The organism is Paraburkholderia sabiae (assembly GCF_030412785.1).
Lineage (GTDB): Bacteria > Pseudomonadota > Gammaproteobacteria > Burkholderiales > Burkholderiaceae > Paraburkholderia > Paraburkholderia sabiae.
Map to the genome: position 1 here is coordinate 6135559 of NZ_CP125295.1, position 20533 is coordinate 6156091.

Annotated in this window: 20 protein-coding genes; 14 read left to right on the forward strand and 6 right to left on the reverse strand. The window is 62.9% G+C overall.

The genetic code is table 11. The annotated features are described in order from the left end of the window. Positions 1-28 precede the first annotated feature (28 nt). Complete coding sequence (paaK, locus tag QEN71_RS27520) at positions 29-1333, forward strand: phenylacetate--CoA ligase PaaK (protein WP_201655628.1); 1305 nt, start codon at positions 29-31, stop codon at positions 1331-1333. A 102-nt stretch (positions 1334-1435) separates the two neighbouring features. Here paaK and mltA read toward each other — a convergent pair whose 3' ends face one another. Further along, a complete protein-coding gene (mltA, locus tag QEN71_RS27525; protein ID WP_201655622.1) occupies positions 1436-2668 on the reverse strand; it encodes a murein transglycosylase A in 1233 nt (410 codons plus the stop codon). Between mltA and QEN71_RS27530 the strand changes: the two genes are divergently transcribed. Then, on the forward strand, positions 2589-2762 hold the full coding sequence (locus tag QEN71_RS27530; protein WP_201655619.1) for a hypothetical protein: 174 nt from the start codon (positions 2589-2591) through the stop codon (positions 2760-2762). The genes mltA and QEN71_RS27530 overlap by 80 nt on opposite strands. Positions 2763-2786: 24 nt before the next feature. On the opposite strand, the gene apaG is transcribed toward QEN71_RS27530, so the two are convergent. Next, positions 2787-3161, reverse strand: coding sequence for a Co2+/Mg2+ efflux protein ApaG (apaG, locus tag QEN71_RS27535; RefSeq protein ID WP_028369623.1), 375 nt, complete (start codon positions 3159-3161; stop codon positions 2787-2789). A gap of 267 nt (positions 3162-3428) precedes the next feature. On the opposite strand from apaG, the gene rpe reads away from it, so the two are divergent. The 8 genes from rpe to QEN71_RS27575 all read left to right on the forward strand — a co-directional run bounded on the left by rpe (position 3429) and on the right by QEN71_RS27575 (position 10778). Beyond that, positions 3429-4112: a ribulose-phosphate 3-epimerase gene (gene rpe / locus QEN71_RS27540; RefSeq protein WP_201655616.1), complete on the forward strand. Its 684-nt coding sequence runs from the start codon at positions 3429-3431 to the stop codon at positions 4110-4112. A 1-nt stretch (position 4113) separates the two neighbouring features. Beyond that, positions 4114-4842, forward strand: coding sequence for a phosphoglycolate phosphatase (locus QEN71_RS27545; protein ID WP_201655613.1), 729 nt, complete (start codon positions 4114-4116; stop codon positions 4840-4842). Positions 4843-5259: 417 nt separating this feature from the next. Beyond that, on the forward strand, positions 5260-6753 hold the full coding sequence (trpE, locus tag QEN71_RS27550) for an anthranilate synthase component I (protein ID WP_201655610.1): 1494 nt from the start codon (positions 5260-5262) through the stop codon (positions 6751-6753). 12 nt (positions 6754-6765) lie between these two features. Continuing rightward, positions 6766-7353 (forward strand): aminodeoxychorismate/anthranilate synthase component II, encoded by a 588-nt coding sequence (locus QEN71_RS27555; RefSeq protein ID WP_201655608.1) that lies wholly within the window; start codon positions 6766-6768, stop codon positions 7351-7353. 17 nt (positions 7354-7370) lie between these two features. Continuing rightward, a complete protein-coding gene (trpD, locus tag QEN71_RS27560) occupies positions 7371-8402 on the forward strand; it encodes an anthranilate phosphoribosyltransferase (protein WP_201655651.1) in 1032 nt (343 codons plus the stop codon). Between the two features lie 18 nt (positions 8403-8420). Then, positions 8421-9206 (forward strand): indole-3-glycerol phosphate synthase TrpC, encoded by a 786-nt coding sequence (trpC, locus tag QEN71_RS27565; RefSeq protein WP_201655605.1) that lies wholly within the window; start codon positions 8421-8423, stop codon positions 9204-9206. 30 nt (positions 9207-9236) lie between these two features. Continuing rightward, positions 9237-9872, forward strand: coding sequence for a CYTH domain-containing protein (locus QEN71_RS27570; protein WP_201655602.1), 636 nt, complete (start codon positions 9237-9239; stop codon positions 9870-9872). A 90-nt stretch (positions 9873-9962) separates the two neighbouring features. Then, positions 9963-10778, forward strand: a complete 816-nt coding sequence (locus QEN71_RS27575; RefSeq protein WP_201655600.1) for a uracil-DNA glycosylase — start codon at positions 9963-9965, stop codon at positions 10776-10778. 92 nt (positions 10779-10870) lie between these two features. Here QEN71_RS27575 and QEN71_RS27580 read toward each other — a convergent pair whose 3' ends face one another. The 4 genes from QEN71_RS27580 to QEN71_RS27595 form a co-directional block, all read right to left on the reverse strand. Continuing rightward, positions 10871-11467: an FMN-dependent NADH-azoreductase gene (locus QEN71_RS27580; RefSeq protein WP_201655597.1), complete on the reverse strand. Its 597-nt coding sequence runs from the start codon at positions 11465-11467 to the stop codon at positions 10871-10873. Between the two features lie 142 nt (positions 11468-11609). Next, positions 11610-13400 (reverse strand): M61 family metallopeptidase, encoded by a 1791-nt coding sequence (locus QEN71_RS27585; RefSeq protein ID WP_201655594.1) that lies wholly within the window; start codon positions 13398-13400, stop codon positions 11610-11612. A gap of 134 nt (positions 13401-13534) precedes the next feature. Next, a complete protein-coding gene (locus tag QEN71_RS27590; RefSeq protein ID WP_201655589.1) occupies positions 13535-14260 on the reverse strand; it encodes a DsbC family protein in 726 nt (241 codons plus the stop codon). 173 nt (positions 14261-14433) lie between these two features. Beyond that, a complete protein-coding gene (locus QEN71_RS27595; protein ID WP_201655586.1) occupies positions 14434-15606 on the reverse strand; it encodes a UbiH/UbiF family hydroxylase in 1173 nt (390 codons plus the stop codon). Positions 15607-16017: 411 nt separating this feature from the next. Here QEN71_RS27595 and ychF point away from each other — a divergent pair, with 411 nt between their 5' ends. From ychF to ugpE, 4 genes are all read left to right on the forward strand, one after another. Then, positions 16018-17112 (forward strand): redox-regulated ATPase YchF, encoded by a 1095-nt coding sequence (gene ychF / locus QEN71_RS27600; protein ID WP_201655582.1) that lies wholly within the window; start codon positions 16018-16020, stop codon positions 17110-17112. Positions 17113-17382: 270 nt separating this feature from the next. Next, entirely contained in the window at positions 17383-18708 is a 1326-nt protein-coding gene (gene ugpB / locus QEN71_RS27605; RefSeq protein WP_201655579.1) for a sn-glycerol-3-phosphate ABC transporter substrate-binding protein UgpB, read from the forward strand. Between the two features lie 88 nt (positions 18709-18796). Beyond that, a complete protein-coding gene (gene ugpA / locus QEN71_RS27610) occupies positions 18797-19681 on the forward strand; it encodes a sn-glycerol-3-phosphate ABC transporter permease UgpA (RefSeq protein WP_201655576.1) in 885 nt (294 codons plus the stop codon). Further along, positions 19678-20523, forward strand: a complete 846-nt coding sequence (ugpE, locus tag QEN71_RS27615) for a sn-glycerol-3-phosphate ABC transporter permease UgpE (RefSeq protein ID WP_201655573.1) — start codon at positions 19678-19680, stop codon at positions 20521-20523. Before ugpA ends, ugpE begins: the two co-directional genes overlap by 4 nt. The last annotated feature ends 10 nt before the right edge of the window (positions 20524-20533 follow it).

The following is a 20533-nucleotide window of genomic DNA, read 5'->3' on the forward strand; positions in this document are numbered from 1 at the left end:
TCCTATTCTGAAAGCAAGGAGACATTCGATGACTAACCCGCTCCCGCTCGACCCGATCGAAAAGGCGAGCCGCGACGAACTCGCTGCGCTGCAGCTTGAACGGCTGAAATGGTCGCTCACGCACGCATACGAAAATTCGCCCGTCTACCGGCGCAAGTTCGACGAAGCGGGCGTTCACCCGTCTGAAGTCAAGACGCTTTCCGACCTGTCGCGCTTCCCGTTCACCACCAAGAAGGATCTGCGCGATAACTATCCGTTCGGTCTGTTTGCCGTGCCGCAAGAACAGATTTCGCGGATTCACGCGTCGTCGGGAACGACGGGTAAGCCAACCGTCGTCGGCTACACGGCGCGCGACATCGACAACTGGGCGAATCTCGTCGCGCGCTCCATCCGCGCAGCGGGCGCGCGACGCGGCGACAAGGTGCATGTGAGCTACGGCTACGGCCTTTTCACAGGCGGTCTTGGCGCCCACTATGGCGCCGAGCGCGCGGGCCTGACTGTCATTCCGTTCGGCGGCGGACAGACCGAGAAACAGGTGCAACTGATTCAGGACTTCCGTCCCGACATCATCATGGTGACGCCGAGCTATATGCTGTCGATCGCCGACGAACTGGAACGCCAGGGCGTCAACCCCAAGGATTGCTCGCTGCGCATCGGCATCTTCGGCGCGGAGCCGTGGACCAACGACATGCGCCGCGCGATCGAGGAACGCATGGGAATCGATGCCGTCGATATTTACGGCCTGTCGGAAGTGATGGGACCGGGTGTGGCGTCGGAATGCGTCGAGACCAAAGACGGCCCGACGATCTGGGAAGACCATTTCTATCCCGAGATCATCGACCCCGAGACAGGCGAAGTGCTGCCCGACGGCGAACTGGGCGAGCTGGTGTTCACATCGCTAACGAAGGAAGCGCTGCCGATCATCCGCTATCGCACGCGCGACCTCACGCGTCTGCTGCCCGGCACGGCCCGCACGATGCGTCGCATGGAGAAGATCACCGGCCGCTCGGACGACATGATGATCATCCGCGGCGTCAACGTGTTCCCGACGCAGATCGAAGAGTTGCTGCTCAAGCAGAACGCGCTCGCGCCGCACTATCAGATCGTGCTGACCAAGGAAGGCCCGCTGGACGTGATGACGCTGAACGTCGAACCATGTCCGGAAACCGCGCCCGACACGGCCGCACTGTCGGCGGCAAAACAGGCGCTGGCTTACGACATCAAGGCCTTGATCGGCGTCACCGCGAACGTGGTGCTGCTCGGCGTGAATGGTATCGAGCGGTCGGTGGGTAAGGCGCGTCGTGTGATCGACAAGCGCAAGGCAGGCGCGTAAGCGTCGATGCCTAGCGCAACTGGCTGACAGAAAGCAAAAGCCCGACGGCAATGACATCTGCCGTCGGGCTTTTCCGTTACAGGCAACCGCTCCGTCTCAAGATCAGGAGTTGGGCAACAGCAGCCACATCCGACCCGCCTGCTTCATCTTGCCGGCCAGATCCCCGGCTTCATCGCCGAGTCCCCAGAAATAGTCGGCACGCACGCCGCCCTTGATTGCCGAGCCGGTGTCCTGCGCGAACACCAGGCGATTCATCGGCGCGTTCGTCATCGGACGCGTTGTCTGCAGGAAGACGGGCGTCCCGAGCGGAATCGACGACGGATCGACGGCAATCGATCGCTCCGGCGTGAGCGGCACGCCCAGCGCACCGATCGGGCCATCGGCGCCGCCCGCGGGCGCAGCCTCATTCGACAGCATCTCGCGGAAAAACACGAAGCGCGGATTGGTATCGAGCAGCGCATCGACACGCGTCGGGTTCGCACGCGCCCAGCCCTTGATGCCTTGCATGGTTGCCTGCGCCGGCGTCAGTTCGCCGCGATCGAGCAGCCAGCGGCCGATCGACTTGTACGGCTGATTATTCGTCCCGCCGAATCCGACCCGCATCACGCTGCCGTCTTCCATCACGACGCGCCCCGAGCCTTGCACCTGCAGGAAGAAGGCCTCGATGGGATCGTCGACCCAGACCAGCTCATTGCCGTTCAGCACGCCCGAGCGTTCGAGTTGCGCACGCGCCGGCATCGGTGAACCGGGACGATACGCAGACGGCCAACGGTACAAGGCCGTCTGATACACGCCATGACGCACGCGCGATCCGCGCAGCAAGGGCTCGTAGTAGCCTGTCACGAGTCCGTCTAGCGAGCCGTCGGTGTTGGCGAACTGGAACGGCGTGAAGTAGGTTTCGAAAAAGGTGCGTGCGCTGGCTACGTCCAGGTCGTCCAGCATCAGCGCAGCTGCGCAGGCGCGCCGCCATGTCGGCTGGGCCGCGAGGCGCGCGCAGTTCTGGCGCAGCGCCGCAGCCGCGCCGATCAGCGAATCGTCCTGCCAGCCCGGCACCTGTTGCCAGGCGACGGCCGTCAACCGCTGCGAAGCGATCTGGCCGGGGATGATCGCGGCGCCCGTGGGCGGCGAAACGGAAGGACGTACGACGCCGCCGCCGCCGCACGACGCGAGCAACACGGCCAGTGACAAGGCGCCCGCCCACGCAACGGTCCGACGGGCAAAGCGCATACAATGATTGTTCTCGATGGAAACTGCCATGTCTGATCTGTTCGACGAATACCCGATGCTCATCTTCGCGCTCGAATCGCTCGTAGCGCTTTTCCTGCTGATTTTCATCGTTGTGTGGACAGCGTCCGGCAAGAAAAAGAATGCCGCACGCCAGAAGCAGGACGCAAAAGCGGTCCCGCCGCAGCAACAGCCGCGTCGCTAACTGACTGCGCGCAGCGCTTTCCGTTCAATGCAGCGTGCGCGGCATGCGCAGAACGAATTCCGGCACGGGCGCGTCCCAGCGCTCGCCGTCTTCCGCCACGCAAAAGTACTCGCCGCGCATCGTGCCGACGGGCGTCGCGATCACCGCATAGCTGGTGTACTCGAACTGCTCGCCCGGCTTCAGCAAAGGCTGATGCCCGACCACGCCCAGGCCTTTCACTTCCTGAACGCGATTTTCGCTATCTGTAATCACCCAGTGGCGCGCGATTAGCTGCGCGGTCACCTGGCCCGTATTGCGGATGGTGAGCGTGTAGGCGAAAGCGTATTTCCGATGCTCCGGGTCCGACTCTTCGGCGATGTACCGCACTTGGGAAGCCACGCTGAATTCGTACTGACTCATGCTGATTCCGATAGTGAGCGAAGCGCGCGAAGGATCCGCGCGAGGCCGTGTGCTGGCGGTTCGCGCGCGAATGGCGGCGTGCCCGCACAGGGCGTTGACATGGTTTGGCATTCTGCTTGATGCCGCGCGGACCCGCAACCGCATTGGCCAACAGGACAAGGCCCGAGAAGATTACGCCAACCGAGCTGCGCGCATGATGCGCCCGAGGCCGCGGCGCGTCCGCCAGCGCTAAAATAGCGCTTTCTGTCTCCCGCCCCACCCCACGCCATGACTCAATTCCGCATCGCTCCCAGCATCCTGTCCGCCGATTTCTCGCGGCTCGGCGAAGAAGTCCGCAACGTCGTCGCCGCCGGCGCCGACTGGATTCACTTCGATGTGATGGACAACCATTACGTGCCGAACCTGACGATCGGACCGCTCGTGTGCGAGGCGATCCGCCCGCACGTGAACGTGCCCATCGACGTGCATCTGATGGTGCGCCCCGTCGACCGCATCGTGCCCGACTTCGCGAAAGCCGGTGCGAACGTGATCAGCTTCCATCCGGAAGGCTCGGACCACATCGACCGCACGCTGTCGCTGATCCGCGATCACGGCTGCAAGGCCGGCCTCGTGTTCAACCCCGCGACGCCGCTGAACTACCTCGATCACGTGATGGACAAGCTGGATCTCGTGCTGATCATGTCGGTGAATCCGGGCTTCGGCGGGCAGTCGTTCATCCCCGAGGCGCTGAACAAGCTGCGCGAGGCACGCGCGAAAATCGACGCGTACAAGGAAAAGACCGGCCGCGAGATCCATCTCGAAGTGGACGGCGGCGTCAAGGCCGACAACATCGCGGAAATCGCGGCAGCGGGCGCGGATACGTTCGTGGCAGGCTCGGCGATCTTCGGCCATCCCGACTACAAGACGATCATCGACAAGATGCGCGGTGCGCTGGCATCGGTCGAGCGCTGAGATGGAATCGACGCCTCTTTTCCCCGCTCCCGCGTTCACGGCCGGCAAGATCCGCGCGGCCATCGTCGATCTCGACGGCACGATGGTCGATACCGCCGACGACTTCACTGCTTCGCTGAACGGCATGCTCGCCCAGTTCGACGCGGAAGAAACCACGCGCGAGGAAGTCATCGACTACGTCGGCAAAGGCTCCGAGCACCTGATTCGCAGCGTGCTCGCGCCGCGCTTCGAGGCCGATCTGGCGCAGTCGCGTTTCGACGAGGCGCTCGCGATCTATCAGGAGGAGTACGCGAAGATCAACGGTCTGCACACGCGGCTCTATCCCGACGTCGAAGCGGGGTTGATCGCGTTGCGCGAAGCCGGCCTTGAGCTCGCGTGCGTGACCAACAAGCCGCATCGCTTCGCGACGCAACTGCTCGAGCATCACGGACTGCTGCGCTACTTCAGCGTCGTTTTGGGCGGCGACAGCGTCGCGGCGAAAAAGCCCGATCCGCTGCCGATGCTGACGGCCTGCGAACGCCTCGGCGTGTCGCCGCAGGACGCCGTCGCTATCGGCGATTCGCAGAACGATGCGTTCGCGGGCCGCGCGGCCGGGATGTCGACGTTGACTGTGCCATATGGCTATAACCACGGCGAAGCTGTGCAAACCATAAAATCGGATGGTATAGTTGTGTCGCTGTTGGGCGCCGCCAAGGCGATCGCAGCGCACAATGCAGCAAACAAGCAGTAAAACGAGCGCCGCTCAGGCGGCACTTAATCATTCGACTTAATCAAAGTCTTCCTCATGTTTCTGAATAAAAAACGGAGTCTGAGCACGATCGACCGGGGAGCCTGGCCCTGGCGTCGCTGGTCGCGCTGATACCTCGCCCTGAGGTACGCTGAAGCTCGTCTTTGGCACCCGTTTTTTCATTCGCTGCGCTTCCGCGCTTTTCCCGACCTGCCGGTTTCGACCGGTACAACCTCGCTGTATCGAGTTTCAGCTAGCCGTCGCGTACCTTGCGTACTATCGTCGTGCTGTGAAGCCGTGCATGCGTCGTCGGGTAAGCGCGCGCCGGTTTCTTTACCTGTGACGAGCACATTCGACCGGTAACGCAGCCATGCCATGTCCGACGCACCACACCGCCGGACACACGAACAGGATCGGAACATGACCGAACTCGAATTTCAGTCCCTCGCCAACGAGGGCTTCAATCGCATCCCGCTGATCGCCGAAGCGCTGGCCGACCTCGAAACGCCGCTCTCGCTGTATCTGAAGCTCGCGCAGACCGAGCGCAACGGCGCGAACTCGTTTCTGCTCGAATCGGTGGTGGGCGGCGAGCGCTTCGGCCGCTACTCGTTCATCGGCCTGCCGGCGCGCACGCTGATCCGCACGAGCAACGGCGTGACGGAAGTCGTAAAGGACGGCAAGGTCGTCGAGACGCACGACGGCGATCCGCTCGAATTCATCCAGCAGTTCCAGAAGCGCTTCAAGGTTGCGCTGCGTCCGGGGCTGCCGCGTTTCGCGGGCGGTCTGGCGGGCTACTTCGGCTACGACGCCGTGCGCTACATCGAAAAGAAGCTCGCGCACACGGCCCCGCCCGACGATCTGAACCTGCCCGACATCCAGTTGCTGCTGACGGAAGAAGTCGCCGTCATCGACAACCTCGCAGGCAAGCTGTATCTCGTGATCTACGCCGATCCGACCACGCCCGAAGCCTACACGCGCGCCAAACAGCGTCTGCGCGATCTGAAGCAGCGTCTGCGCACGACCGTGCAGCCGCCCGTTACGTCGGCGAGCGTGCGCACTGAAATTTTCCGCGAGTTCAAGAAGGACGATTACCTCGCCGCCGTACGCAAGGCGAAGGAATACATCGCCGCAGGCGAACTGATGCAGGTGCAGGTCGGCCAGCGTCTGACCAAACCGTACCGTGACAATCCGCTGTCGCTGTATCGCGCGCTGCGTTCGCTGAATCCTTCGCCGTACATGTACTACTACAACTTCGGCGAATTCCATGTGGTGGGCGCGTCGCCGGAAATTCTGGTGCGTCAGGAAAAGCGCAACGAAGACCGTATCGTCACGATCCGTCCGCTCGCGGGCACGCGTCCGCGCGGCAACACGCCCGAGCGCGATACCGAACTCGCCACCGAACTGCTGAACGACCCGAAGGAAATCGCAGAGCACGTGATGCTGATCGACCTCGCGCGCAACGACGTGGGCCGTATCGCGGAAATCGGCTCGGTTGTCGTGACCGACAAGATGGTGATCGAAAAGTACTCGCACGTGCAGCACATCGTGAGTTCCGTCGAAGGCAAGCTGAAACCGGGCATGACCAATTTCGACGTGCTGCGCGCAACATTCCCGGCGGGCACGCTGTCGGGCGCGCCGAAGGTTCGCGCGATGGAACTGATCGACGAACTCGAACCCGTGAAGCGCGGCCTGTACGGCGGCGCCGTCGGTTATCTGTCGTTCACGGGCGAAATGGATCTCGCCATCACGATCCGCACGGGCGTGATCTGCAACGGCAATCTGTATGTTCAGGCGGCAGCGGGCGTGGTCGCCGACTCGGTGCCCGAATCCGAATGGCAAGAGACCGAAAACAAGGCGCGCGCCGTGCTGCGCGCCGCCGAGCAGGTCCAAGACGGCCTCGATAGCGACTTCTGACGGAGACTGACCATGCTGCTGATGATCGACAACTACGACTCGTTCACCTATAACCTGGTCCAGTACTTCGGCGAATTCGGCGAAGACGTGCGGACCTATCGCAACGACGAAATCACCCTCGACGAGATCGCGAAGCTCAACCCCGAGCGCATCTGCCTGTCGCCGGGACCGAGCAATCCGCAACACGCGGGCATCACGCTCGACGTGCTGCGCGAATTTTCCGGCAAGTATCCGATTCTCGGCGTGTGCCTCGGCCATCAGGCGATCGGCGAAGCGTTCGGCGGCCGTGTGGTGCGCGCGCAGACCATCATGCACGGCAAGGTGAGCCAGATCGAAACCGATTGCAAAGGCGTATTCGCCGACCTGCCGAAGCATTTCACCGTCACGCGCTATCACTCGCTCGCTATCGAACGCGAATCGCTGCCCGATTGCCTCGAAGTGTCCGCATGGACCGACGACGGCGAAATCATGGGCGTGCGTCACAAGACGCTCGCCGTGGAAGGCGTGCAGTTCCATCCGGAATCGATCCTGTCGGAACACGGCCACGCCCTGCTCGAAAACTTCGTGAAGCAGTCGAAAACTGCGGCACGCAGCGCCTGAATAAAAAAGGAGACGTCATCATGATTACGCCCCAGGAAGCGCTGCAACGCACGATCGAGCATCGCGAGATTTTCCACGACGAAATGCTGCACCTGATGCGCCTCATCATGCGCGGCGACATGTCGCCCGTGATGGCAGCTGCGATCATCACCGGCTTGCGCGTCAAAAAAGAGACCATCGGCGAAATCACCGCGGCCGCCACGGTGATGCGTGAGTTCGCACGTCACGTCGACGTGCAGGACAACTCGAACTTCGTCGATATCGTCGGCACGGGCGGCGACGGTTCGCATACGTTCAATATTTCGACGGCCACGATGTTCGTGTCGGCGGCAGCGGGCGCGAAGGTCGCGAAGCACGGCAACCGGGGCGTATCGAGCAAGTCAGGCAGTGCAGACGTGCTCGAAGCGCTCGGCGTCAATATCGATCTGCAGCCGGAACAGGTGGCGGCGTCGATCGCCGAAACGGGCATGGGCTTCATGTTCGCGCCGAACCATCATCCCGCCATGAAGAACATCGCGCCCGTGCGCCGCGAACTCGGTGTGCGGACCATCTTCAACATCCTCGGGCCGCTAACGAACCCCGCCGGCGCGCCAAACCAGCTGCAAGGCGTGTTTCACCCGGACCTCGTCGGCATTCAGGTTCGCGTGATGCAGCGGCTCGGCGCACAACACGTGCTGGTCGTGTATGGTATGGACGGCATGGACGAGGTGTCGCTGGGCGCGGCGACACAGGTCGGCGAACTGCGTAACGGTCAAGTGACCGAGTACGAGATTCACCCCGAGGACTTCGGCATGCAGATGGTGTCGAACCGGACGCTGAAAGTGGCCGACGCGACGGAATCGAAGGTGCTGCTGCTCGAAGCGCTCGACAACAAGCCGGGCGTCGCGCGCGAAATCGTCACGCTGAACGCGGGCACGGCGCTGTACGCGGCGAACGTCGCGGAGTCGATCGCCGACGGCATCCTGATGGCGCGCGAAGCGATCGCGAGCGGCAAGGCGCGCGCGAAAGTCGACGAGCTGGTCCGCTTCACGCAGCAGTTCAAGCATTGATCAAGTAACGGAATTCACATGAGCGATATTCTCGACCGCATCATCGGCGTCAAGCGCGAAGAAGTGCGCGTCGCGCAGCAAAGCGCGCCGCTCGAAGAGCTGCGTCTGCAGGCATCCTCGCGCGATCTGCGCGATTTCGTCGGCGCGATCCGCGCGAAGCACGAAGCCGGTCTCGCGGCCGTAATCGCCGAGGTCAAGAAGGCGAGCCCGTCGAAAGGCGTGCTGCGCGACAACTTCGTCCCTGCCGACATCGCGCGCTCGTACGCGAAGCACGGCGCGGCGTGTCTGTCTGTGCTGACCGACGTGCAGTTCTTCCAGGGCAGCGCGCAGTACCTGGAAGAAGCGCGCGCCGCGTGCCAGTTGCCCGTGCTGCGCAAGGACTTCATCGTCGATCCGTATCAGATCCTCGAAGCGCGCGCGATGGGCGCGGACGCGATCCTGCTGATCGTCGCCGCGCTCGAAACCTCGCAGATGCAGGATCTCGAAGCGTATGCGCACTCGCTCGGTCTCGCGGTGCTCGTCGAAGTGCACGACAAGAACGAACTGGTCGAAGCCTTGACGCTGAAAACGCCGCTGATCGGCGTGAACAACCGCAATCTGCGCACGTTCGAAACGTCGATCGACACGACGCTCGGCCTGCTCGAGATGATGCCGGACGACCGGATCGTCGTGACGGAATCGGGCATCCTGTCGCGCGTCGACGTCGAGCGGATGCGCGCGATGGACGTGAACTCGTTCCTCGTCGGCGAGGCGTTCATGCGCGCGGAAGAGCCGGGCGCAGAACTTGCGCGAATGTTCTTCTGAGTTCGGCGAACGTCAAAAGCGAGTCTGGCGATGGGCATGGAACACGAGATCAAGCTGGCGCTGCCGACCGATCAGGTCGGCGCGGCCACGCAATGGTTCATTCAGCGTGCAGGCGGCGCGGGCCGCACGATCACGCTGGAAAACAGCTATTTCGACACGCCGTCGCTGACGCTCGCGCGCGCGAAAAGCGCGGTGCGCGTGCGCCGCACGCCGGACGGCTGGCTGCAGACGTACAAGACAGTCGGCACGTCGACGGGCGGTTTGCACAGCCGGCACGAGTGGGAAATGCCCGTCAAAGGCAACGCGCTCGAAATCGACGCGCTGCTCGAAGCGTGCGACGACGAGCCGTCGAAAGAAGCGCTGCGCAGCGCGCGTGACGAACTGATTCATCTGTTCAGCACGAATTTCTCGCGCACGATCTGGCATGTGAGCGTCGACGGCGCGGATATCGAAGCGGCCATCGATCAAGGCGAAGTTCTCGCCGACGTGAACGGCGAACAGCGTCGTGCGCCGATCTGCGAAGTCGAGCTGGAACTGAAGCACGGCGAGGCGAGCGCGCTGAACACGTTGTCGGCGGAACTGGCGAACGCCGTTCATGGCTTGCGTCCCGATGACGTGAGCAAGGCGCAGCGCGGCTATCGTCTGCGCGAAGGCGGCTCGAAGTAACCCACTACGCGGGCAGAACGCGGCGGCAAACATGCAAGCGAACGCGACGAACCTTGAGCGCGTGCGCGTTTGCTGCCACACTAGCCCGCCATGAATTCCGCCAAACGCTCCCGCACTCCGCCGACGCAGCCGTCGCTCTTCACCGACGACGACACCAACGCCGCAGCTCCAACTCCAACTGTCGACATCCAGACGCTCGAATCGCAATTCGAAGCGTTGCCGCCAGCATGGCGCGCGCATCTGAAGCCGTTTATCGACAGCGACACGTACGCGCCGTTGTGCCGTTTCGTCGACGGCGAGCGTGCGGACGGCAAGACCGTCTATCCCGCCGACGTGTTCCGCGCGCTGCGCCTAACCAGCCCCGACGACGTCAAGGTCGTGATTCTCGGCCAGGATCCATATCACGGCGAAGATCGCGGCACGCCGCAGGCGCATGGACTCGCGTTCTCGGTGCCGCCTTCGGTGCGTCCGCCGCCGTCGCTGCGCAACATCTTCAAGGAAATCGCCGCGAGTCTCGGCTATGAAACGCCGCAGCACGGCTGCCTCGACGCCTGGGCGCGACAAGGCGTGCTGCTGCTCAACACGGTGCTGACGGTCGAACGCGATCGCGCGGCGAGCCACGCGAAACGCGGCTGGGAAAAATGCACCGACACGCTGATCCACGAACTCGCGATGCGTCACGAAGGGCTCGTGTTCATGCTGTGGGGCGCGCACGCGCAGGCCAAGCGTGCGCTGCTCGAAGGCAAGTCCCATTGCGTGCTGGAAGCGCCGCATCCTTCGCCGCTGTCAGCGCATCGAGGCTTTCTAGGATGCCGGCATTTCGCGCTCGCCAATGAGTTTCTCGAAACGCACGGCCGTCAGGCTATCGACTGGCGCTTGCCGGAAACGGGCGAAGTCTTCGCCTGAAAAGCGCCACACCTCACGCCTCAAACATCACAAAGCAAAACGCCACGGAATCGACATTCCGTGGCGTTTTTTATTGAACGAGCGTCGCGCGCTTACGCTGCGGCGATTGCTTCGCGTGCGCCGGCCAGTGCCGCGCTCGCTGCGTCCGGGCCCATGTTCAGGCCTTCCGCGTAGATGAAGTTCACGTCCGTCATACCGAGGAAGCCGAGGAACGTCGTCAGGTAAGGCGTCTGCGAGTCACCCGGCGTGCCGATGTACTTGCCGCCGCGGGCCGAAACCACGAATACCTTCTTGCCCTTCACGAGGCCTTCCGGACCGTTCGCGCCGTACTTGAACGTGATGCCGGCACGAGCGATGAAGTCGAAGTACGTCTTCAGTTGCGACGAGATACCGAAGTTGTACAGCGGTGCGCCGATCACGACGATGTCGGCGGCTTGCAGTTCGGCGATCAGCGCTTCGCTGCGCGCTGCAATCGCTTGCTGTTCGGCCGTGCGCTGTTCTGCCGGCGTGAAGAATGCGCCGAGAATCGCGTCGTCGAGGTGCGGCAACGCGTCTTCGTGCAGATTGCGGACGACGACTTGCGCGCCCGGATTCGATTGTTGCAGCTTTGCCGTCAGTTCGTTGGCGAGCAGCGTCGATTGAGCGCCTTGCGAGCGAGCCGACGAGTTGATTTGCAGGATCGTGGTCATCTGTGACTCCAGTGAGGGGCGCGCTGTGTTGCGCGAGTGGAGCCATTGTGTTTTTTTACCCGCCTGGGAAAAAGTACCGCGGCGGCGACGGATTGTTGCAACGATAGAACAATCCGCCTCCCGGTTTGGCCGCTTTTTGCTGTTACTTGCCGAGCCAGCGCTTGCGCGCCGTCACGGCCGACGCGCGCTTGTCGTTCGCGGCGAGCTTGTAGCGCGAGACTTCCGGGCCATCCAGCTTGACCTGCGCGACGCGCAGCTCGTCGCGCCGGAACGCATGCACCTCGACCTTCGCGCCCGGCTGATAGCGCGACAGCAGCGTGTCGAGATTCGAGCCCGTCACGCGCAGGCCGTCGACGGCAATCAGCACGTCGCCGGCCGACAGACCGGCCTTCTGCGCCGCGCTGCCGTCATGCACCGCCGCCAGCGTGCAATCCGCGCCGCCGCGCACGCGCGCGCCGAGCGACGGCTTGCCCTTCGGATCGACGTCCGGCTCGACGGTCACGCCGAACGGCGCGAGCAGCGCTTCGAGCGGCAGATCGCGCGTGCCGCGCACCCCTTCCGCGAAAAGATCGGACAAATCGGCGCCCGTCGCTTCGGCGAACAGCGCCTCGACGTCGGACTCTTCGATGCCCTGTCCCTTGCCCTTGTAGAAATCGCGTCCGTAGCGCTGCCACAGCAGACGCATCACGTCATCGAGCGATTTGCGGTTCTGCGTTTGCGCGCGAATCGTCAGATCGAACGCGAGCGCGACGAGCGAGCCCTTCGTGTAATAGCTGACGATCGCGTTCGACGCGTTCTCGTCCTGGCGGTAGTACTTGACCCATGCGTCGAACGAGCTTTCGGCGACCGTCTGCTTCAGACGCCCGCTGCCGCGCAGCACGCCGCCGATCGTCTTGCCGAGCAGCGTGAAGTAGTCGGTGTCCTTGATCAGACCGCTGCGCACCAGCATAAGATCGTCGTAATACGACGTGAAGCCTTCGAACAGCCACAGCAGCGTCGTGTAGTTCTCTTGCGTCAGATCGTACGGCGCGAACGTCGCCGGCTTGATGCGCTTCACGTTCCACGTGTGGAAGTATTCATGGCTGCACAGACCGAGATACGTGCGATAGCCGTCCGTCGTTTCGTCGCGGCCCGTGACGGGCAAATCCGCGCGGTTGCAGATCAGCGCCGTCGACGCGCGATGCTCCAGCCCGCCGTAGCCATCTGTGACGGCCTGCGTCATGAACACGTAGCGGTCCATCGGCGCCTTCTTCGCGCGCGGCTCGAACAGCGCGATCTGCGCTTCGCACACGCGCTGCAAATCCGCCGACAGCCGCACCATGTCCAGTCCGACCACGCGTCCGGCAATCACGATGTCATGCGGCACGCCGTGCGCCTTGAACGTCGCGAGTTCGAATTCGCCGAGCGTGACGGGATGATCGATCAGTTCGTCGTAGTTCTGCGCCGAGTATTCGCCGAAGCCATAGCGCTTCGTGCCGCGCGCTTCCGTCAGCGCCGTCGCGACGCGCCAGTTGCGGAACTGCGGACCCGCCGGCTTCTGGATATCGACGACGCACGGCGCGTCTTCGAAACCGAGCGGCGACAGAAACACGCTCGTGCCGTTGAAAAAGCCCGTCGTGTCGTCGAGATGCGCGGCGCGTACCGACATGTCCCACGCATACACCTCGTAGCGCAGCGTCAGCGCGCCTTTGACGGGCGCCGCCTGCCACGCGTGCTTGTCGGTTTTTTCGACGCGCACCTTGCGGCCCGCGTCGTTGAACGCGCGCAGCGTGACGATGTTGCGCGCGAACTCGCGGACCATGTAGCTGCCCGGAATCCACACGGGCAACATGAAGCGCTGGCCCGCCGGATCGGGTTCGGCGACCGTGACGGTGACTTCGAAGAGATGGGCGGCGGGTTGCTTCGGAACGATGGCGTAGCGGATCGGCTTCATCGGCGCTCGTGTGTGAAAAACGGGTGAGGAAATTCGGCGGGGCTTCAAAACACAGGAGGCGCAGCGCGCCTCCTTTCAAACACATTCAGACGATTTCTGACGCGACTTCAGACGCGATTTCAGACGAAACGCGCTCAGCGTACCGACGACAACGCCTTGTCCAGTTCGTCTGCAGGAACGGCGCCCGGCAGGCGGCGGCCATCAGCGAGGAACACCGTCGGCGTGCCGCTCACGTTCATCGACTGGCCGAGCGCGAGATTCTTGTCGATCGCGGCCGTGTCGCAGGTGCCCGGCGCGGTCGGCGCGCGGTGATCCTGCATCCACGATTCCCACGCCTTCGCGCGGTCGGCGGAACACCAGATCGACTTCGACTTCACCGTCGAATCCGGCGACAGCACCGGGTACAGGAAGGTGTAGACGGTGATGTTGTCCATCGACTTCAGCGTCGTTTCAAGCTGCTTGCAGTACGGGCAGTTCGGATCGGAGAACACGGCGATCTTGCGGCTGCCATTGCCCTTCACCACTTTCACCGCGTTCGCGAACGGCAGGCTCGCGAAATCGATGCGGTTGGTTTCGGACAGACGCGCTTCAGTCAGATTCTTGCGCGTCTTCGAGTCGACCATGTCGCCGAGAATCAGATGATCGCCCGACGCGTCGCTGTAGATGATCTGCGAGCCGAGGTTCACTTCGTACAGACCGTCGATGGGCGACTTCGACACGCTCTTGATCGACGCTTCGCTCAGACGCGCTTGCAGCGTCGACTTGAGCTTGTCGGTGGTCTGGTCGGCCTGTGCCGAACAGCCGAGGCCGATGGTCGCGACGGCCAGCGCCAGCGCGGCGATACGGATATGTTTCTTCATGCTGCTGCTCCTGATTCGGTTCGGCGCGCGGCCGTTTGCCGCCCGATTGCGCCTGTGTTCGCCTGTGTTCAAGTTCCGCGCGCCTTGCGCAGATGGTATGCCTTGTAATCGATCCTGTCAGACGTGTGGGTCGCCCGTCGGTTCAACGCGGGACGCCGTGCGTCAATGCGTCATCAGCCCAGCGCCGCCGACACCAGCCAACGCTTGATCAGCGGCTGCGCGCCGACGAACGCCATGCCCGTGTTGCGGACCGCACGCGCGATATTGCCGGGCAGCCCGAAGAGCTTTTGCAGGCCGTCGGTGGCAATGGTCAGCGCGCGGATGTCCTCGCTGCGCGAACGCTCGTAGCGACGCAACAGCACCATATCGCCGATATCGCGGAACGCCTCTTTTTTCGCGATCACATCGACCAGCGACGCCACGTCGCGCAAGCCCAGATTCATGCCCTGACCGGCGAGCGGATGAATCAGATGCGCGGCATCGCCGACCAGTGCGACGCGCGGCGCGACCAGCTTGTCGACGGTTTGCAGCGCGAGCGGAAAGCCTTGCGCGGGCGTCACGCATTCAAGCGCGCCGAGCGCACCCATCGTCGCACGCTCGACTTCCGCGGCGAGTTGCGCGGGATCGAGCTTGACGAGCGTGTTCGCGTGGTCCGTCAGCGCCGACCAGACGAGCGACACGTGACCGTTCGGCAGCGGCAGCAACGCGATGATCTCGCCGTCGCGGAACCACTGATACGCCGTCTCGCCGTGCGGACGCTCCGCCTTGAAGTTCGCGACGACGCCCGTCTGCCGGTAGTCGCGCCGGTTCGCCTTCGAGCCGATCTGCGCACGCACCCACGAATGCGCGCCGTCTGCGCCGACCACGAGATCGGCTTCGAGCACGTTACCGTTCGCGAGGCCGATCGTCGCGCCGCCCGTTTTCACGTCGAGCCCCTGCGCGCGGGTTTCGATCCACGTGAGGTTGGGCTGGAAACGCAGCGCGGCGTCGAGCGCATGTTCGATCAGCGACGATTCCGCGATCCACGCGAGCTGCGGCACGGACGCCTGGAACGCCGAAAAATGCAGTTCGGCGTGAGCGTCGCCGTAGACCCGCATGTCGTACACGGGCGCAAGCCGCGACGCATCGAGCGCCTGCCACACACGCAGACGTTCGAGCAGCGCCTGCGAACTCGCGGACAGCGCGTAGACGCGCGAGTCGAATACGGCGTCGGCGGCTAGCGGCTGACAGTGCTGTGCGAGCAGCGCGACGCGCAGGCCGCTCTGCGTCAGCGCGAGCGCCGCCGTCTTGCCGACGAGCCCGCCGCCGATCACGGCGACGTCGAAGGACTGATGGTGAGCATTCATCCGGCCATTATAGCCGCGAGGGCTGGCGGGGACGGATCGGCCCGGCCGTCTTTCGGGGGCATTCTGGCTTTGTTTGACGAGGGATTGATGCAGGTCGGGCATGAATTCCGTCGATTGTGGACGGCACGACCGTTGCAGGCCGAAGACGGGTGACACGCACTGCCGAACCTTCGCTGCCGCGAAGGCGCAGCCGGACAGGGTTACAATTGCGGTTTTCGGTAATCCGGCACCCCGGCGCGCGTTTGATTTGATTTGATTTGCAGCGCGGCGGGCGTCCAGCGACAGTCCGCCTGTGCCGCGCCATCCGGCGCGAGCGGATCGGCGGGCCGCAGCCGGCATCGCGCCGCGCCGCGTGCCGCAAGTCCGCTCCGTTCGCCGAAGCCTGTCACCACCTGATTTGTAGAGAACCTCATGAGCCTCAAATGCGGCATCGTCGGCCTGCCTAACGTCGGCAAGTCCACCCTGTTCAACGCGCTGACCAAGGCGGGCATCGCCGCCGAAAACTATCCCTTCTGCACGATCGAGCCGAACGTCGGCGTGGTCGAAGTGCCGGACGCGCGCCTGAAGGCGCTCTCCGAAATCGTCAAGCCGGAGCGCATCGTGCCTGCCGTCGTCGAATTCGTCGACATCGCGGGTCTCGTCGCGGGCGCGAGCAAGGGCGAAGGCCTCGGCAATCAGTTCCTCGCGAATATCCGCGAAACCGACGCGATCACGCACGTCGTGCGCTGCTTCGAAGACGAGAACGTGATTCACGTTGCAGGCAAGGTCGATCCCGTGTCGGATATTGAAGTCATCAACACGGAACTGGCGCTCGCTGACCTCGCGACGGTCGAAAAGGCGCTCACGCGTTACTCGAAGGCCGCGAAGTCCGGCAACGACAAGGAAGCCGTGAAGCTCGCCGCCGTGCTGGAAAAGGTCCGCGTGCAGCTCGATCAGGCCAAGCCGGTGCGCGGTCTGGATCTGACGGAAGAAGAGCGTCTGCTGATCAAGCCGTTCTGCCTCATTACGGCCAAGCCGGCGATGTACGTCGCGAACGTCAAGGAAGACGGCTTCGAGAACAATCCGCATCTGGACGCCGTGCGCAACTATGCGGAAACGGAAAAGGCGCCCGTGGTCGCGGTGTGCGCAGCGATCGAAGCGGAAATCGCCGATCTCGCCGATGAAGACAAGGAAGTGTTCCTCGCCGACATGGGCATGGACGAGCCGGGCCTGAACCGCGTGATCCGCGCGGGCTTCAAACTGCTCGGCCTGCAGACGTACTTCACGGCAGGCGTGAAGGAAGTGCGTGCATGGACGATCCATATCGGCGATACCGCGCCGCAGGCGGCTGGCGCGATTCACACGGACTTCGAACGCGGCTTCATCCGCGCGCAGACGATCGGCTTCGACGACTACATCACGTACAAGGGTGAGCAAGGCGCGAAGGAAGCGGGCAAGATGCGCGCCGAAGGGAAGGAATACGTCGTGCATGATGGCGACGTGATGAACTTTTTGTTCAACGTCTGACGACCAATTGTTAAATGCTCCCCGCCGTCTAAAGCGAGGATCGCAGATCAAAGAAGCCGCGCCTCGACGCGGCTTTTTTTGTGCCTTCGTTGCACGCACACCGAACAATGCTTCGGGTAATCGCCCTTCCTCCGATCATTTTTCCGATGTTAAATTGCGCGTTCGGCAACCAGCCTTACACATAGAAAATCCGCCGACGCTTTCCTGTCATCGACCACAAATAGAATCGCGCGACCGCACACCGCGCAATCCCGACATAGGAGACTCTCGATGCATTGCAAGCCGTTCATCCGTTCGCTATCCGTCGCCGCCGTACTCACCTTCGGCGTCTACCAAAGCGCACAGGCCGCCACCGAAATCCAGTTCTGGCACGCGATGGAAGCCGCGCTCGGCGAGCGCCTGAACACGATCGCCAACGACTTCAATGCCTCGCAGAGCGATTACAAGATCGTTCCCGTCTTTAAGGGCACCTACGACCAGACGCTCGCAGCGGGCATTGCCGCGTATCGCAGCGGCAACGCGCCCGCGATCCTGCAGGTCTACGAAGTGGGCACCGCGACGATGATGCAGGCGAAAAAGGCCGTCGTCCCCGTCTCCGATGTGTTCAAGCAGGCAGGCATGACGCTCGACGACAAGGCGTTCGTGCCGACCATCGCCAGCTATTACAGCGACTCGAAGACGGGCCACCTGATCTCGATGCCGTTCAACAGCTCGACGCCCGTCCTCTACTACAACAAGGACGCGTTCAAAAAAGCGGGCCTCGATCCGAACACGCCGCCGAAGACCTGGGCCGAACTCGAACAGGATGCGCAAAAGCTGAAGGCAGCGGGCATGTCGTGCGGTTATTCGTCGGGCTGGCAAAGCTGGATTCAGCTCGAGAACTACGGCGCGTGGCACGGCGCGCCGTTCGCGACGGAGAACAACGGGTTCGACGGCGCCGATGCGAAGCTCGAATTCAACAAGCCGCTGCAGATCGCGCACATCAGCTTCCTGCAGAAGATGGCCAAGGAAGGCACGTTCACCTATGCAGGCCGCAAGGACGAACCGGTCTCCAAGTTCTATAGCGGCGACTGCGGGATCATCACGAATTCGTCGGGCTCGCTCGCGACGATCCGCAAGTACGCGAAGTTCAATTTCGGCACGGGCATGATGCCGTACGACGCGAACGTGAAGGGTGCGCCGCAGAACGCGATCATCGGCGGCGCGAGCCTGTGGGTGTTGTCGGGCAAGGATCCCGCCGTCTATAAGGGCGTCGCGAAGTTCCTCGCGTATCTGAGTTCGCCGCCAGTCGCCGCGAAGTGGCATCAGGACACGGGTTATCTGCCTGTCACCACGGCCGCCTACGAGTTGACCCAGCAGCAAGGCTTCTACGAGAAGAATCCTGGCAGTGACACGGCCATCAAGCAGATGCTCAACAAACCGCCTCTGCCGTACACGAAGGGCCTGCGTCTGGGCAACATGCCGCAGATCCGCACGATCATCGACGAAGAACTCGAACAGGTCTGGGCCGACAAGAAGACGCCGAAAGACGCGCTCGATTCGTCGGTGTCGCGCGGCGACGAACTGCTGCGCCGCTTCGAGAAAGCGGGTAGCTAAAGCCGGATAGTTTTTCCACCTGGCGGGCGCGCTTCGCGGAGTGTTATCGCAAAGCGCGCCCGTTCGCTCATCTTTGAAAGGGACGTCGATGGACAAGCGCTCCCGCTTCGGCACCAGTTTCCTGCCCTATCTGCTCGTCGCGCCGCAGCTCATCATTACGCTGCTGTTCTTTCTGCTGCCCGCGGGCGAAGCGCTCTGGCAATCGACGCAGACACAGGACGCATTCGGCACGTCGAGCGAATTCGTAGGTTTCAGCAATTTCAGGCAGCTTTTCGCCGATCCGCTGTACCTGTCGTCGTTCGAAACGACGCTGATCTTCTGCGCGCTCGTCACCGTGTGCGGTCTCGTGATTTCACTGCTGCTCGCGGCGTGCGCCGATCGCGTGACGCGCGGAGCGAAGGCCTATCAGACGCTGCTGATCTGGCCGTACGCAGTTGCGCCCGCGATCGCTGCCGTGTTGTGGTCGTTCCTGTTCAATCCGAGCATCGGACTCGTGACGTACTCGCTCGGCAAGGCCGGGATCGTGTGGAATCACGCGTTGAACCCGGGGCAGGCGATGTTCCTGGTCGTGCTCGCCTCGATCTGGAAGCAGGTCAGCTACAACTTCCTGTTCTTCTACGCGGGCTTGCAGGCGATTCCGCGCTCGCTGATCGAAGCGGCCGCTATCGACGGCGCCGGTCCTGTGCGCCGTTTCTTCGGCATCGCGCTGCCGCTGCTGTCGCCGACGACGTTCTTTCTGCTCGTCGTCAATCTCGTCTACGCGTTCTTCGACACCTTCCCGATCATCGACGCCGCAACGGGCGGCGGTCCCGCTCAAGCGACGCGCACGCTGATCTACAAGATTTTCGCCGAAGGCTTCCAGGGACTCGACATCGGCAGTTCGGGCGCGCAGTCGGTCGTGCTGATGCTGATCGTCGTCGGGCTGACCGTCGTGCAGTTCCGTTTCATCGAGCGGAGGGTTCAATACTCATGATCGAGAATCGCCGCGGCTTCGATATCTTCTGCCACGTCGTGTTGATAATCGGCGTGGTGCTGGTCGTGTTTCCTGTCTACGTCGCGTTCTGCGCGGCGACGATGAACGAGCACGAAGTGTTCAGCGTGCCGCTGTCGCTCGTGCCGAGCACGCAGCTGTTCGAAAACATCGCGAACATCTGGACGCACGGCACGGGCAACGCCGCGAGCCCGTTCGGCACGATGCTGCTCAACAGTCTCGTGATGGCTTTGGTGATTGCAATCGGCAAGATCGCAGTGTCGATGATCTCGGCATTTGCGATCGTGTTCTTCCGCTTTCCGGGCCGCAACGTCGCGTTCTGGCTGATCTTCATCACGCTGATGCTGCCCGTCGAAGTGCGCATCTTTCCGACGGTGCAGGTCGTGTCGTCGATGCACCTGAGCAACACATACGCCGGTCTCACGCTGCCGCTGATCGCGTCGGCGACGGCGACGTTCCTGTTTCGCCAGTTCTTCCTGACGCTGCCCGACGAACTGATGGAAGCGGCGCGCATCGATGGCGCGGGTCCGCTGCGTTTCTTCTGGGACGTCGTGTTGCCGCTGTCGAAGACGAATCTGGCGGCGCTCTTCGTGATCACGTTCATCTACGGCTGGAATCAGTACTTGTGGCCGATTTTGATCACGAACCAGCAGTCGCTGACGACGGCCGTGGTCGGCATCAAGAGCATGATCGCATCGGGCGATACCGCCACCGAATGGCATCTCGTGATGGCCGCGACGCTGCTCGCGATGCTGCCGCCGCTCGTCGTCGTGCTGGCGATGCAGCGCTGGTTCGTGCGCGGTCTGGTGGATGCGGAAAAATAAGGATAAACAG

Excerpts from the sequence above, each read along its gene's own strand:
- paaK (WP_201655628.1), top strand. The coding sequence starts at position 29 with ATGACTAACCCGCTCCCGCTCGACCCGATCGAAAAGGCGAGCCGCGAC.
- ychF (WP_201655582.1), top strand. The coding sequence starts at position 16,018 with ATGAGCCTCAAATGCGGCATCGTCGGCCTGCCTAACGTCGGCAAGTCC.
- rpe (WP_201655616.1), top strand. The coding sequence starts at position 3,429 with ATGACTCAATTCCGCATCGCTCCCAGCATCCTGTCCGCCGATTTCTCG.
- QEN71_RS27530 (WP_201655619.1), top strand. The coding sequence starts at position 2,589 with ATGTCTGATCTGTTCGACGAATACCCGATGCTCATCTTCGCGCTCGAA.
- apaG (WP_028369623.1), bottom strand. The coding sequence starts at position 3,161 with ATGAGTCAGTACGAATTCAGCGTGGCTTCCCAAGTGCGGTACATCGCC.
- QEN71_RS27595 (WP_201655586.1), bottom strand. The coding sequence starts at position 15,606 with ATGAATGCTCACCATCAGTCCTTCGACGTCGCCGTGATCGGCGGCGGG.
- ugpE (WP_201655573.1), top strand. The coding sequence starts at position 19,678 with ATGATCGAGAATCGCCGCGGCTTCGATATCTTCTGCCACGTCGTGTTG.
- ugpA (WP_201655576.1), top strand. The coding sequence starts at position 18,797 with ATGGACAAGCGCTCCCGCTTCGGCACCAGTTTCCTGCCCTATCTGCTC.
- QEN71_RS27585 (WP_201655594.1), bottom strand. The coding sequence starts at position 13,400 with ATGAAGCCGATCCGCTACGCCATCGTTCCGAAGCAACCCGCCGCCCAT.
- trpC (WP_201655605.1), top strand. The coding sequence starts at position 8,421 with ATGAGCGATATTCTCGACCGCATCATCGGCGTCAAGCGCGAAGAAGTG.
- ugpB (WP_201655579.1), top strand. The coding sequence starts at position 17,383 with ATGCATTGCAAGCCGTTCATCCGTTCGCTATCCGTCGCCGCCGTACTC.
- QEN71_RS27590 (WP_201655589.1), bottom strand. The coding sequence starts at position 14,260 with ATGAAGAAACATATCCGTATCGCCGCGCTGGCGCTGGCCGTCGCGACC.
- QEN71_RS27545 (WP_201655613.1), top strand. The coding sequence starts at position 4,114 with ATGGAATCGACGCCTCTTTTCCCCGCTCCCGCGTTCACGGCCGGCAAG.
- QEN71_RS27570 (WP_201655602.1), top strand. The coding sequence starts at position 9,237 with ATGGGCATGGAACACGAGATCAAGCTGGCGCTGCCGACCGATCAGGTC.
- mltA (WP_201655622.1), bottom strand. The coding sequence starts at position 2,668 with ATGAAAATCAGCAGGAAAAGCGCTACGAGCGATTCGAGCGCGAAGATG.
- trpE (WP_201655610.1), top strand. The coding sequence starts at position 5,260 with ATGACCGAACTCGAATTTCAGTCCCTCGCCAACGAGGGCTTCAATCGC.
- QEN71_RS27555 (WP_201655608.1), top strand. The coding sequence starts at position 6,766 with ATGCTGCTGATGATCGACAACTACGACTCGTTCACCTATAACCTGGTC.
- QEN71_RS27580 (WP_201655597.1), bottom strand. The coding sequence starts at position 11,467 with ATGACCACGATCCTGCAAATCAACTCGTCGGCTCGCTCGCAAGGCGCT.
- QEN71_RS27575 (WP_201655600.1), top strand. The coding sequence starts at position 9,963 with ATGAATTCCGCCAAACGCTCCCGCACTCCGCCGACGCAGCCGTCGCTC.